Raw genomic sequence first — 13423 nt, 5'->3', positions numbered from 1 at the left:
CCGGCTGTTCAGGATTGCCCTGAAAGCGGTTCTTTCGCAACGTTCATAACACGAAGTGCCCAAAGTGCGCCGTATCAGAGAGCTGGTGATGATCATGGCGCAGAGGAAAGATATCGATGCAATGAGGAGGAGCCGGGATGTCGATGGACTCATTCTCGCCCTCTCGGACCCCGAAGAGATCGTGCGGCAGACAGCCGCCGAAGCCCTCGGACTCGTCGGAGACGAACGGGCGATCGAACCGCTGGCGAGGCTGAAGTTCTTGGATCCGGACGCGGGTGTCCGGCGGGCGGCGTCTCTCGCGCACACCCAGGTGGCGGCGAGGCTTGCCGGCCAGAGGGCAGTGGGGGGCCTGAAGTAAGCGGTCGGGCAACCTGCGCTCCACCCGGTAAGGCATATATACCGCCGGGACGCCTAGACGAAACGACCAGGAGGTTCTCATGGCGACCATCGATGATATCGACACCATGCGGGATGCCCGGGACGTCGACGGGCTGATCCGTGCACTCCAGGACCCGGACGAGTTCGTTCGGGCGCAGGCGGCCCTCTCCCTCGGGACGATTGCAGACCCCAAGGCAAGAGAGCCGCTCGCGAAGATGAGAGAAGAGGACCCGAGCGCCTCAGCCCGGGAGGCGGCCTCGACCGCGTATAAGTGGGTCGTCGGCCGGATCCAGGAGGTTGAGGCCGCCCGGGGGAGCCTGGAGTCCAGGCCCCCGAGGACCTGATCGGATCAGAGGACGACGTAGTTGAACCAGAGGAATGCCGTCCCGATGGCAACCGTGATGAAGAGCACGAGCATTCCGATCTTCAAGAATTCCATAAACGAGATGGAGTAACCATTCCGTGCGGCAATCCCGAGGACGACGACGTTTGCCGACGCCCCTATGACCGTGCCGTTCCCGCCCAGGCAGGCGCCGAGCGAAAGCGCCCACCAGAGCGGATAGATATCCATCGCCACGCTCATATCCTGGATCAGGGGGATCAGGGTGGCGGTGAGCGGGATGTTGTCGACGATTGCTGAAGCGATCGCCGAGAACCAAGCGATGATCAGGATGGCCTCGCCCTCCGAGTGGACGTTCTCGACAACGAACTGGGCGACACTCGCGATGACCCCGGTCTCGACGAGGGCCCCGACGACGACGAAGAGCCCGCCGAAGAAGAAGAGGGCAGGCCACTCGATCTTCTCAAAGATCTCCTCCGGCGACTGCCTGCTCCAGAAGAGGAGGATCGATGCACCGATCAAGGCGACGAGAGCGGGCTCAAGACCAAGCTGGTCATGGATGAAGAACATCCCGATGACGAGCGCGATGACGATGACCGACTTTTTAAAGAGCGACCAGTCGCGGATGGCCTCCCGATCTTTCAACTCCGCAAACGTCCTCTCGATACTCTCCCGTTCATCGGGAGAGACGTGGAGATCTTTTCGATAGATCAGGGCGAGGAGCCCAAGGACGACAAGTAGGTTGACGGCCATCATCGGCGCCATGTTGATGATGAACTCGTTGAACGTCAGACCGGCGGCCGAACCGATCATGATGTTCGGGGGATCACCGATGAGGGTCGCCGCGCCGCCGATGTTGGAAGCAAAGATCTCGGCGATCAGGAAGGGCATGGGGCTGGTCTTCATGACGCTTGCGACGTAGAGGAGCATCGGAGTGATGAGGAGGACCGTCGTGACGTTGTCGAGGAACGCGCTCGTAAGGCCGGTTACGATCGAGAAGAGGATCAGCACCCGCATCGGGCTCCCTTTTGCAAGTTTTGCGGTCTTGATGGCGATATACTCAAAAAGACCGCTTCCACGGGCGGTATTGACGATGATCATCATTCCAATCAGGAGGAAGATGGTTCCGAGATCGATGTACTCCGGAATCATCTCCCAGGGGACGATGTGGAGGAGGACGACGATCGAGGCGCCGAGCATCGCGACCACCGCACGGTGGATCCGCTCGTCGATGATGAGCGCGTAAGTGAAGAGGAAGACCGCGATGGCGATCAATTCCGGGCCGACGATCATGATCCGCCACCCCGGCAACGGTAGGAACCCAGTTTGGCATGACACGTTGAGAGAGACTGAAGGACAAACATAGAACTCCCCAAGAAGGTCAGACTGTAAAATTCAAGTAGGCACGGTCTTCCTATAATCATGCCGGTCTGCTCTGCCCTCGTAAAGGCAAACCCGCCATTCCGGAAGAGCAAAACCCGGGTTCGGCAGGATTTTTAAGTAAATAGGCTCAGGCCGGAACGGGAGGGGCTTCGGCCCCCTTTCCGGCCCGCAGCCGGATGACCTTGTAGGCCTCTCCCGCGATCAGGACCGGCAGGCCGAGGAGTGCAAGCAGACCCCAGTCGGCCAGGGTGAGCGGCGCGGTCCCGAGGAAGGTGTTGAAGATAGGGACGTAGACGACCACTGCCTGGAGAGCGAGACCCCCGAGGATCGCAAGGAGCAGGGTGGGGTTTGAGAAGAACCCGATCTGGTGGAGCGGGAACCGAAACGACCGGAAGTTCAGCACGTTGTAGAGTTCGAATATGATAAGCCCGGTGAACGCCATCGTCCGTGCACGGTCGAGGTCGATCTCATAGAGGCCGGAGAATACATAGATGGTCAGAAGACCGAGCCATATCCCGAGGATGGAGATGACAAGATATGCGCTCCGTGTGAGGATGGCCTCTCCCGGATCGCGCGGCTTTCTCTGCATGACGTCCCGCTCGGCAGGCTCAAGGCCGAGAGCAAGGGCTGTAAGGCCGTCGGTGACGAGGTTTATCCAGAGAATCTGGACGGGGATGAGGATGAGGGGCAGGCCGAGGAGGATCCCCCCGACGATCGCGACGAGTTCCCCGACGTTCGAGGAGAGGAGATAGCGGGTGAACCGGGAGATGTTGTCGTACTCCCGCCGTCCCTCCTCGACGCCGGCGACGATGCTTGCGAAGTTGTCGTCCACGAGCACCATGTCGCTTGACTCCTTCGCCACGTCCGTTCCCTTGATCCCCATGGCTATCCCGATGCTTGCTTTCTTTAGTGCTGGTGCATCGTTGACGCCGTCGCCGGTCATGGCGATGACCGCCTGGTCTTTGGAGAGAACATCGATCACCCGGAGTTTATGCTCCGCCGTGACCCGGGAGAGGACCTTCGTCGTCCGGAGACGCCGCTCAAGGTCCTCATCGCTCATAGACTCGAGATCGGCCCCGGTCAGCGCTCCTTCGCTCGAGAGGCCGAGGTTCTTGGCGATGGTATACGCGGTCAGCGGGTTGTCGCCCGTGATCATGATCACGTCTATCCCGGCGCTCTTGCAGAGCCGGATCGCCTCCGCCGCCTCCGGGCGCGGTGGATCGACGATCCCGGCAAACCCAAGAAAGATCAGGTCCTGCTCAACCGAATCCTCGGTCCACTCAAGGCCCGCGGGGAGCGGGCGGTATGCCGCTCCGAGCAATCGGAGCCCCTGCGATGCGTATTCCTCGATCTCGGCAAGAAGTTTGGCGCGAAGATCCTCTGTGAGCGGCACGACCGAACCGGCCAGGAGAGCCCGGGACGAGAGGGAGAGGAGCACTTCCGGCGCTCCTTTCACATAGGCAACGTCACCCTCGTCCTCACGGTAGATGATCGTCATACGCTTCCGGGTGGAGTTGAACGAGAACTCCTTTACCGTCTCCGGGGCGTCATCCCGGGAGAGGCCGGCCTTTGCCGCCGCGACGACGAGCGCCCCTTCGGTCGGGGTGCCAAAGATCCGCCACCCGCCTTCCTCGAGAGCGAGGGTCGCGTGGTTGCAGAGGAGGACGGTGCGGAGATACTGCCGGAGCCCCGGATCCGCAAGAGGGTCGATGGTTCTCTCCCCGACGAGGAACTCGCCTTCCGGGGCATATCCGGCCCCGGTCACCGTGACCTCCTCCCCCGGCGTCCTCACCCGGACGACCGTCATCTCGTTCCGGGTGAGGGTTCCCGTCTTGTCCGTGCAGATCACCGAGACCGCACCGAGCGTCTCCGACGCGGGGAGGTGGCGGATCAGGCAGTTTCTCCGCATCATACTCTTGATGCCGAGAGCGAGCGTCAGCGTCACGACCGCCGGGAGACCCTCGGGGATCACCGCCACCGCGAGCGAGACGCCGATCAAAAACATCTCCAGGAACCCACGCTGCTGCAGGAGACCGACGATGACGACGAGAACCGCTATACCGATGGCAATCAGCCCGAGGTCGCGGCCGAGCCGGTCCATCTGCCGTGCAAGCGGCGTCGTCACATCCGCAACCTGCTGGGAGAGGCCGGCGATCTTCCCGAATTCGGTCTTCATCCCCGTGGCGACCGCGATCCCGTATCCACGGCCGTTGACCACCGTCGTGCCCGCAAAAGCCATGTTGCTCCGCTCGGCAAGCGGAGTCTCGGGAGGAAGCGACCCCGGCGCTTTGTTGACCGGGGATGACTCGCCCGTCAATGGCGCCTCGTCCACCTGGAGCGACGTCGCCTCGATGATGAAGAGGTCGGCAGGCACCCGTTCCCCCATCTCAACGACGACGATGTCTCCCGGAACGATCCCGGAGGCATCGATCTCCCGCCGCTCTCCACCGCGAACGACCACGGCATGCTGGACAAGCAGCTTTTTGAGCGCCTCGATCGCCTCTCCTGCCTGCCACTCCTGGGAAAAACCGAGTACGGCATTCAATGCAACGATAATGAGAATAGCAAATGCATCGATTGCCTCGCCGACGAGGAACGAGACCGCTGCGGCGATGATCAGGATGATGATCAAGACGCTCTTGAACTGCCGCAGAAAGACCGTAAGACGAGTCTCACGGGCTTCTCTCTGGAGGACGTTTGGGCCGTAGCGCTCCAGTCGCGCCTCCACTTCCTCGGTGCTCAAGCCGGATGGACCGGTGCCGAGTCGCTGCTCGATCTCCTCTCTCATGAGAGTGTGCCAGTCGGGCAGAGGCCCTTCTTCGGCGATCGAAGCCTCTCCCGCCTCCCGGTCCAACACGCCCATATATTCCCGATTTTGTGCCGGTCTATAAAAAAGTATAGAGATCGTTTCGGTATCACCAAGAAGACCGCAACGACGGCTATGACGGGGAACTCCAGGATCGGCATCCAGCCCGGCAAACTTATTATCTCACGGCCGAGTTGATCCGGTGCCGGGCATCTGCCCGGCCCAAGGAGGAAAGGTGATGAGCAGGATAGCGGTCCTGATCACGGATATGTTTGAGGACGTCGAGTATACGCAGCCGGCGGAGGCGTTTCGGAAGGCCGGACATAACCTTGTCCATGTGGGCCTCACCCAGGGCGAGACCGTGCACGGGAAGAAGGAGCAGACACCGGTCACGATCGACCGGGCCGCCTCGGATGTATCGCCGGACGAGTTTGATGCGCTCTTCATACCCGGCGGATACTCGCCCGACAAACTCCGGGCCCACGATGCGCCCGTCGAGTTCGTGCGGCGGTTCGTCGAGAGCGACAAACCAGTCTTTGCCATATGCCACGCGCCGCAGCTCCTGATCACCGCACAGGTGATCAGGGGCCGAAAGATCACCGGCTGGAAGTCCATCATCCAGGATATCAAGAACGCCGGTGCGGAGTATATCGACCGGGACGTCGTGGTGGATAGGAACCTGGTCTCGAGCCGTAAGCCGGACGATATTCCCGCGTTCATTGAGGCCTCGCTAGCCAAACTCGAAGAGGTCGGCGGCGGGAAAGCGAAAACTGCGGCGGCAGAGCAGCGGTAAGGCTAACCGGGCGGGATGCAGCCTCCCGGCCGCCCATAACCGCCCATCACATGATTTTATCAGGGCGGCCGGCACCTCTTTTCATGAGGGATGAGGCTCACAGAAACGGCATGGGGCAGACTTGCGATCATTGTCCTTGCCACCGGGATCATCGTCATCCTTGAGACAGCGACACACCTGCTCTCCGGGAACGGTCTTGAGTACGCCGATCTCTTCTACCTCGTGCTCATCCCTGCCGCGTTCTGGTATCGGAGGCAAGCAGTATACCTGGGGATCCTGATTGCATCCCTCCATATCGCCCTCGATTACATCATCGGGGACGCAGGGGCAAGTACTCTCGTGCGTGCGGGGCTCCTCGTCGTCGTCTCGTACGTCCTTGGCTACCTCTTCGATCTCGCCGCGCAACGGCGTGCCGACGGCCTGCACTTCCGCATCGGCGAGCCGGGCACACCCGCGTGCAACCGCAACATACAACGACAAATCGCCCGACTCAGAAGCAGAGACCCGGATACTCGCTATCAGGCTGCCGGATGCCTCGGCGATGCCGGAGATCCGGCAGCGGTCGGACCGCTTGCCGCCCTCCTCACGGATCCCGAGAGCGGCGTCCGCTGGAAGGCGGCAGAGGCGCTCGGAAAACTGGGTCCTCCCGCCGTTGGGCCGCTCACGGAGAGCCTGAAAAGCGAGAGCGTCGATGTTCGGTGGATGGCTGCAGTCGCTCTCGGGGATATCGGTGATCCTGCGGCGGTCCCGGCGCTGATGGAGGCGCTCGACGACGAGGACTCCTATGTCCGGAGCCGCGCGGCCCTCGCGCTCTCTGCGATCGGCGAGCCTGCACGGGATCTGCTTATCACGGCTCTTCGCTCCAAAAACGGGCGCGTCCGGCAGGGGGCGGCGTTGGCGCTTGGAAAGATCGGGGGTGAAGAGGCCGTTGCCGTCCTCATCGGGTCGCTTCTTGACCCCGATGAGGGGGTTCGGGAGCGGGCCGCGAGTGCACTTGGGGATATCGGGGAGACCGCCGTCCCCGCGCTTCTTGCCGCGCTCCGGACGGACGACGAGTTGCTCCGCAAGGGGGGGATCGCCGCGCTCGGCCGGATTGGGGAGGGGACCACGGCCCCGCTTATTGCGGCGCTCCGGGATGATGACTGGCGCATCCGTGCGGGAGCAGCAACGGCCCTCGGGGAGATAGGTGACGCCAGATCTGTTGATGGCCTGATCATGGCACTGCAGGATGAGCGAACGGAAGTGCGCGAGGCGGCCCGGGAGGCGCTTGGCAGCATCAGGAAGAGTTAACACCCGCGAAGGAACACATGAACGCTATGACTGCTGATACCCGGATTGATGAACTGATCGCCGACCTCCGGCGGGGCCCTCTCGAAAGACGCCGGGCGGCGACCGCCGAGCTTGGGATGATGGGAGAAGCGGCGGTCGAGCCGCTCATCGCCGCAATGAAGGAGGGGGACAATGATCTCCGGTGGTACGCCGCTCGCGCGCTCTCACAGATCGGCAAACCTGCAATCGGCCCCATTTTCGCAGCCCTGCGCGCTGAGAAAGACCGGGACTTCCTGCGCTACGCCACAGCAGCTCTGGTGACGATCGGGGAGGCCGCGGTAGATCCCCTCATCGATATCGTCAGGAACGCCGATCCGGATCTCCAGCCGTTCGCCGCAGTTGCCCTCTGCCGGATTGGTGAGCCGGCAGTTGAGCCGCTCCTCCAGTTGATGAAGAGCCCTGACCCGGAGACGCAGGAGCGAGCAGCCCTTCTTCTCTGGAAGATGGGAGAGCCCGGCGCCGGGCCCCTCACCGAAGCTCTGGAGAAGAGCAGAGGTACGGGGCGATCCGCGAAGCATAAATGATCCAAAAGCCCTCAGACACTGAGTCTGATGGCACCTCATGCGGTTGAACAGCCCATCCGGGTCCTGTGGGAGGGGCTTTCCGGGAACCCCCGGGCGGTATTGATTGTAGGGATCTCGGTTACTTCGGTCATTACCGCCGCCCTCGTGGAGTCCCCCGCAACAAGCCTCATCCTCTGGCCCCTCCTCTTCATCTCCGCCATACTTGCCGGTTACCACTACCATGAGAAGGGAATCATCGCAGCCACCCTGCTCGGGCTCGCCTCGCTCGGTGTCGGGTCGCTCCGTGCATACCCCGAGACGGCTGCACCTATCTTCGCGGCGCTCCTCCCCTTCGTCGGCATGATTGCTCTCGCCTCGATCGCTTCAACCCTCGGGTACTCGACCCGCGAACGGGCCCGGCGGCGGGAAGGCATGGTGAGGGGGCCCGGAGGAGCGTTCCTTCTCAGGCGTAAAGACGGTGCAATTGCAGACGCGAACCGTGAGTTCGCAGAGGCACTGGGCTATACGCACGACGAACTCAAGAACATGCCGATATCGCGGATCTGGCCCTGCACCGAAGACCGCAAGCGGTTCATTGCCATGGCGGAACCTGGCGAGCAGGTCGCGGTCATCGAGACGCAGTTTCTTGACCGGAACGGCGTCTCCCGCTGGTTCGCCATATCGGGACTCTGCCTCGATCGCGCCACAGTCGCCTGCCGGATCTCAGAGATCACCCGATACAAAGAGATGGAAGCGATCCTGAACGCTGAACGCTCCCGCCTCTTCTCGGTCCTGGACACCCTTCCCGCCTATGTCACATTGCAGGGAGAGGACCACATGTTCCAGTTCGTCAACCGGGCGTTTCGAGAGACGTTCGGCGAGCCGGAGGGGCGGCCCTGCTACATGGTGCAGCAAGCCTCTCTTGTGCCATGCGATCCCTGCCGTGGTTCGCTGGTCTTTTCCCGTAAGATTCCACAACAGTGGACGTGGAGGCATTCGGACGGGAGGGTCTACGAGGTTCACGCCTACCCGTTCACCGATACGGACGGGTCGAACCTGATGCTGCAGCTCGGTGTCGAGATCACCGGGCGCGTGCAGACGGAGAAAGCGCTTGAAGAGTTTGCAAAGAACCTCCAGGCGAAGAACCAGGAACTGGAGATGTTGCGGGACGAGCTCTCCACCATCAACCGGGACCTCGACGCCGCGGTAAGAGAACGGACTGCCGATGTGGAGAGGCTTCTTGACCAGAAGAACGAGTTCATATCGCAACTCGGCCACGACCTCAAGGCTCCGCTGGTCTCCCTGGTCGCGCTCATGCCCCGGATCCTCCAGCTTGAGCAGGACCCGGCTCTCCGGCGCCTCCTCGGGATCATCGGCGGCAACGTCAACTACATGAAAGACCTGGTCGAGAAGACACTGAAACTGGCCCGCATGAACACCTCGAATATCGAGCTCGAACTTGAGGCGCTGAACCTGCGCACCGAACTGAACACGATTCTCCGAAACTACACCGTCCCCTTCGGGGCGAAGGCCATAACGGTCGACACCAGCATCCCGGCGGAGATCACCGTCAGGGCCGACCGGGTCCTCCTTACCGAGGTCTTCGACAACCTGATCGCCAACGCCGTCAGGGGTATGCCGAACGGGACAGGGACCATCAGCATTACCGCCGCCCGCGACCGCGGGGTCGTGATCGTCGCGGTAAGCAACACCGGAGCCGGATTGACCCGGGATCAGTTCGAACGCGTCTTTGATGAGGTTTTCACTGCCGATTCCTCCCACCGCGACCTCGAGACCCCCGGTCTTGACCTCGCCATCTGCAGACGGATCGTCGAGCGGCATGGAGGGCAGGTCTGGGCCTGGAATGCGGGAGACGGATCGGGATCAGCCATCCTCTTCGCCCTGGAAGCGGCGGAGGATGTATAAGAGGGGATCGATGATCCGGCAAAAGTTACATTCTGACCGACCATCTCACTCGACCCCGAGCCTTCTAAATGCATGAAGGGCCCATACAGTGATGTATGGAGGTCTCACCTGCTATCGCTCAATACCTCGCCAACCTCGAGGCGGGGCTTGAGTCTGCGATGCAGATCGCCGCTGCCGCGCGGGCTCGCGGACTCGACCCGAGAACGGAGATCGAGATCCCGATAGCAAGCGACCTCGCCGACCGCGTGGAGGCGCTCCTCGGCTACAAAGGAATTGCAGCGAGGATACGGGAACTCGAGCAGGAGATGTCCCGGGAAGAGGTGGCGCTCCGCATCGGCGACGATTTTGTGGCACGGAAGTTCGGCGAGACGACGCCTGAGGAGATCCTCGATCACGCTATCCGGGCGGCGATGGCACTCCTGACCGAGGGTGTGGTGGCCGCGCCGACGGAGGGGATCGCGAAGGTCGGTCTCGGGAAGAACGACGACGGGACGGAGTATCTGAAGATCTACTACGCAGGCCCTATCCGGAGCGCCGGAGGGACGGCGCAGGCGCTCTCCGTGCTGGTGGGCGACTACGTCCGCCAGGCCCTCGGGATCAACCGTTACATCCCCCGCCCTGAGGAGGTGGAGCGCTACATCGAGGAGATCCGGCAGTATAACAGCATCATGAGCCTGCAGTATCTCCCGAGCGAAAAGGAACTCCGGATGATCATCGAGAACTGCCCGGTCTGTATCGACGGCGAACCGACCGAGCAGCAGGAGGTGAGCGGCTACCGGAACCTGGAGCGGGTGGAGACGAACACCGTCCGGGGCGGGATGGCGCTCGTCGTCGCGGAAGGGCTGGCCCTGAAGGCCCCGAAGATCTTAAAGAACGTCCGGAAGATGAAGATGCAGGGCTGGGACTGGCTCGAGGACCTGATCAGCGGCGGCGCATCGGCAAAGAGCGGGGACGATGATGCGAGCGCCGCGATCAAGCCGAAAGACAAGTACATCCGCGACCTGATCGGCGGCCGCCCGGTCTTTTCGTATCCGATGCGCAAGGGCGGGTTCCGGCTGCGCCTCGGCCGGGCGCGAAACACCGGGTTTGCGGCCGCGGGCCTGAACCCTGCGACGATGCACATCCTCGGGGACTTCCTCGCGGTCGGGACCCAGATGAAGGTCGAACGCCCGGGAAAGGCTGCCGGGATCGTACCGGTGGACTCGATCCAGGGTCCGACGGTCAAACTCCGGAGCGGTGAGGTCCGCCGGGTGGACGACGAGGAGGAGGCGAAGCGGATCGCTGATCAGGTCGAGGAGATCCTGGACGTCGGCGAGATCCTGATCAGTTTCGGGGAGTTCATGGAGAACAACCACCCGCTGATGCCTCCCAGTTACTGCGAGGAGTGGTGGCGGCTTGAAGGCGGCCCCCGCCACCCCGAAAACGAACTCGAGGCGATAGAGTTCGCGCTCGACGGGATTCCGCTCCACCCCGACTATACCTACATGTGGGACGATATCGCCCCGGCCGATATCGCCCTCCTTGCCGACCGGATCAGCGCCGAAGGGAGGATCGAGGACGGGGTGCTGCTGGTCCCTAACAGCGTGGAGGTCAAAGCGATCCTCGAGGAACTCCTGGTCCCCCACCACCTCTCTGGCGACTGCATCGCAATCAAGGAGTACCTTGTCCTCCTTGCGTGTCTGGGGCTCACGCTCCAACTTGAAAAGCGGCCGACGTGGCAGGACGCCCCGATGGAGAACTCCATGGACCTCGTGATGCACCTCTCGGGCTTTACCCTGCGATCGAGGGCGGGCACCCGGGTCGGCGGGCGGATGGGACGGCCGGGGAAGTCAAAGCCGCGGGAGATGAAACCGCCGCCGCACTCGCTCTTTCCGATCGGCGACGATGGTGGCGCACGCCGATCGTTCCAGGCCGCCTGCACCTCAAAACCACGGTCCAACACCGACGGCGGAGTGATTGAGGTTGAGGTCGGGGAGCGGCGCTGCCCCGCCTGCGGCGCACACACCTATAAGAACCTCTGTACGTGCGGGACGCACACGGTCCCGATCCTCCGGTGCCCGAAGTGCGGGCAGGATATCGGGAAAGACCTCTGCCCCCGGTGCGGTGTCTCGACGGTCTGCCTCCAGAAGATCAAGATCAACGTAAAAGACGAGTATATGGCAGCGCTCGCGAACCTTGGTGTCCGGGATACGGCAGTCCCGCTCCTCAAGGGGGTCAAAGGGCTGATCTCACGCGAGCGGCCGGTGGAGCCGATCGAGAAGGGAATTCTCCGGGCGTTGCAGAACCTTTATGTCTTCAAAGACGGGACAGTCCGCTACGATATGATTGACCTTCCCCTGACTCATTTCCGGCCGGACGAGGTCGGCGTCCCGGTCGAGCGGCTCCGGGAACTCGGCTACACCCACGACACCTACGGCCGGGAGCTCGTCAGCGCCGACCAGGTGCTGGAACTCCGTCCGCAGGATATCCTGGTCTCTCAGGACTGCGGCGAGTGGCTGGTCCGGGTGGCGAAGTTCGTCGACGAACTCCTCGTGAAGGTCTACGGACTTGAGCCGTTCTACCGTGCGGAGAGACCGCTCGATCTCGTCGGCCAGCTCCTGATAGGGCTTGCTCCCCACACAAGCGCCGGGGTTCTCGCCCGGCTGATCGGATTCTCGAAGGCCCCGGTCGGATACGGCCACCCGTTCTTCCACGCAGCGAAACGGCGCAACTGCTTTGCAGGCGACACGGAGATAACCGTCTCGGACGGACGGCGATGGATGACGGTCCCGATCCGGCAGTTCGTGGTGGAGAACTTCGATGTATCGAAGCCCGGGATCGATCACGTGGGAACATTCTATTCGGACCCCCGGCAGCCGTTCTACGTCCAGAGCATCGATACCCAGGGGAAGGTCAGCCTAAAGAAGGTGACGTCCGTCTCCGTCCACCGGGCTCCGGCGCACCTGATCCGGTTCGTGACGCGGCGGGGGAAGATCCTCACGGTGACGCCTGAACACGCAATGCTCGTCTGGGACACCGATTATCTCAGGAAGATCCGGGCGCTCGAGGTTCGGATAGGCGACCGGGTTCCGGCGGAGGAAGGGGGGCTTGTCATTGCGGACGAGGTCGTCTCCCGCGAGATCGTTCAGGCGCTCGACGACCGGGTCTACTGTCTAACGGTCGCGGATAACCACACTCTGATCGCAAACGGTATCTTCTGCGGGCAGTGCGACGGTGATGAGGACTGCGTGATGCTTCTCCTGGACGGGCTGATCAACTTCTCCCGCTCCTATCTCCCCGAGACCCGGGGCGGGTCGATGGATGCGCCGCTCGTCCTGACGACCCGGATCGACCCGGCGGAGGTCGATAAGGAGTGCCTCAACGTCGATGTCTGCGATCACTACCCCCTCGAGGTCTACAACGGCTGCCTTGCCTACACCCACCCAAAAGACCTTGACGAGTACGTCGACCGGGTGGAGCGGCGGCTCGGAACCCCGGCGCAGTGCGAGGGTTTCCTCTTCACCCACCAGACATCGGACATCTCGGCGGGGCCGCTTGAGTCCACGTACACGAAACTCGGGTCGATGCTTGAGAAACTCGAGGCGGAACTCGACCTCGCAAAGAGGATCCGGGCGGTGGACGAGGATGATGTCGCCGAACGGGTCTTAAATACCCATTTCATCCGCGATCTCCAGGGCAATCTCAACGCATTCTCAAAGCAGAAAGTGCGATGCATGAAGTGCAACGCGAAGTACCGGCGGATGCCGCTTGCCGGGAAGTGTACCCGCTGCGGGGGGAACATCATCCCGACGGTTCACGAGGGGTCGGTGAAGAAGTATCTGGAGATGTCGCGCGAGATCTGCGCAACCTACGCGATATCGGAGTATACGAAGCAGCGGGTTGAGGTGCTCTTCATGCAGATCGAGTCGACCTTCGGCGAGCCCCCGGAGCGGCAGCTCGGGCTCGCGGACTTTATGTGAGGCGCG

The 13423-nt window shown here is 62.4% G+C and carries 9 protein-coding genes; 7 read left to right on the top strand and 2 right to left on the bottom strand.

Translation table 11 applies throughout. The features are described 5' to 3' along the window. The first annotated feature begins 94 nt into the window (after positions 1 to 94). Positions 95 to 358: a HEAT repeat domain-containing protein gene (locus MCUTH_RS04530; protein WP_066956945.1), complete on the top strand. Its 264-nt coding sequence runs from the start codon at positions 95 to 97 to the stop codon at positions 356 to 358. Positions 359 to 392: 34 nt separating this feature from the next. Continuing rightward, on the top strand, positions 393 to 722 hold the full coding sequence (locus MCUTH_RS04525) for a HEAT repeat domain-containing protein (RefSeq protein WP_224732737.1): 330 nt from the start codon (positions 393 to 395) through the stop codon (positions 720 to 722). 5 nt (positions 723 to 727) lie between these two features. Here MCUTH_RS04525 and MCUTH_RS04520 read toward each other — a convergent pair whose 3' ends face one another. Both MCUTH_RS04520 and MCUTH_RS04515 read right to left on the bottom strand, forming a co-directional pair. Next, positions 728 to 2011 carry an ArsB/NhaD family transporter gene (locus MCUTH_RS04520; protein ID WP_066956142.1) on the bottom strand — a complete coding sequence of 428 codons (1284 nt, stop codon included), beginning with the start codon at positions 2009 to 2011 and terminating at the stop codon, positions 728 to 730. Positions 2012 to 2228: 217 nt separating this feature from the next. Next, positions 2229 to 4964 carry a cation-translocating P-type ATPase gene (locus tag MCUTH_RS04515; protein ID WP_066956139.1) on the bottom strand — a complete coding sequence of 912 codons (2736 nt, stop codon included), beginning with the start codon at positions 4962 to 4964 and terminating at the stop codon, positions 2229 to 2231. Between the two features lie 181 nt (positions 4965 to 5145). On the opposite strand from MCUTH_RS04515, the gene MCUTH_RS04510 reads away from it, so the two are divergent. The 5 genes from MCUTH_RS04510 (at position 5146) to MCUTH_RS04490 (ending at position 13417) form a co-directional block, all read left to right on the top strand. Next, positions 5146 to 5700: a type 1 glutamine amidotransferase domain-containing protein gene (locus MCUTH_RS04510; protein ID WP_066956136.1), complete on the top strand. Its 555-nt coding sequence runs from the start codon at positions 5146 to 5148 to the stop codon at positions 5698 to 5700. Between the two features lie 90 nt (positions 5701 to 5790). Then, positions 5791 to 6990, top strand: coding sequence for a HEAT repeat domain-containing protein (locus MCUTH_RS04505; protein ID WP_066956133.1), 1200 nt, complete (start codon positions 5791 to 5793; stop codon positions 6988 to 6990). A gap of 26 nt (positions 6991 to 7016) precedes the next feature. After that, positions 7017 to 7553: a HEAT repeat domain-containing protein gene (locus tag MCUTH_RS04500; protein ID WP_066956129.1), complete on the top strand. Its 537-nt coding sequence runs from the start codon at positions 7017 to 7019 to the stop codon at positions 7551 to 7553. 27 nt (positions 7554 to 7580) lie between these two features. Continuing rightward, complete coding sequence (locus MCUTH_RS04495) at positions 7581 to 9458, top strand: sensor histidine kinase (RefSeq protein ID WP_066956128.1); 1878 nt, start codon at positions 7581 to 7583, stop codon at positions 9456 to 9458. Positions 9459 to 9553: 95 nt separating this feature from the next. Beyond that, complete coding sequence (locus MCUTH_RS04490; protein ID WP_066956119.1) at positions 9554 to 13417, top strand: DNA-directed DNA polymerase II large subunit; 3864 nt, start codon at positions 9554 to 9556, stop codon at positions 13415 to 13417. Positions 13418 to 13423 lie beyond the last annotated feature (6 nt).

This window comes from Methanoculleus thermophilus (genome assembly GCF_001571405.1).
Taxonomy (GTDB): domain Archaea; phylum Halobacteriota; class Methanomicrobia; order Methanomicrobiales; family Methanoculleaceae; genus Methanoculleus; species Methanoculleus thermophilus.
This window is presented reverse-complemented; position numbering and strand designations above follow the sequence as displayed.

Bases quoted from the DNA above. Each gene is read 5' to 3' on its own strand.
- MCUTH_RS04530 (WP_066956945.1), top strand. From the start codon at position 95: ATGGCGCAGAGGAAAGATATCGATGCAATGAGGAGGAGCCGGGATGTC.
- MCUTH_RS04520 (WP_066956142.1), bottom strand. From the start codon at position 2,011: ATGATCGTCGGCCCGGAATTGATCGCCATCGCGGTCTTCCTCTTCACT.
- MCUTH_RS04515 (WP_066956139.1), bottom strand. From the start codon at position 4,964: ATGGGCGTGTTGGACCGGGAGGCGGGAGAGGCTTCGATCGCCGAAGAA.
- MCUTH_RS04510 (WP_066956136.1), top strand. From the start codon at position 5,146: ATGAGCAGGATAGCGGTCCTGATCACGGATATGTTTGAGGACGTCGAG.
- MCUTH_RS04505 (WP_066956133.1), top strand. From the start codon at position 5,791: ATGAGGCTCACAGAAACGGCATGGGGCAGACTTGCGATCATTGTCCTT.
- MCUTH_RS04500 (WP_066956129.1), top strand. From the start codon at position 7,017: ATGACTGCTGATACCCGGATTGATGAACTGATCGCCGACCTCCGGCGG.
- MCUTH_RS04495 (WP_066956128.1), top strand. From the start codon at position 7,581: ATGGCACCTCATGCGGTTGAACAGCCCATCCGGGTCCTGTGGGAGGGG.
- MCUTH_RS04490 (WP_066956119.1), top strand. From the start codon at position 9,554: ATGGAGGTCTCACCTGCTATCGCTCAATACCTCGCCAACCTCGAGGCG.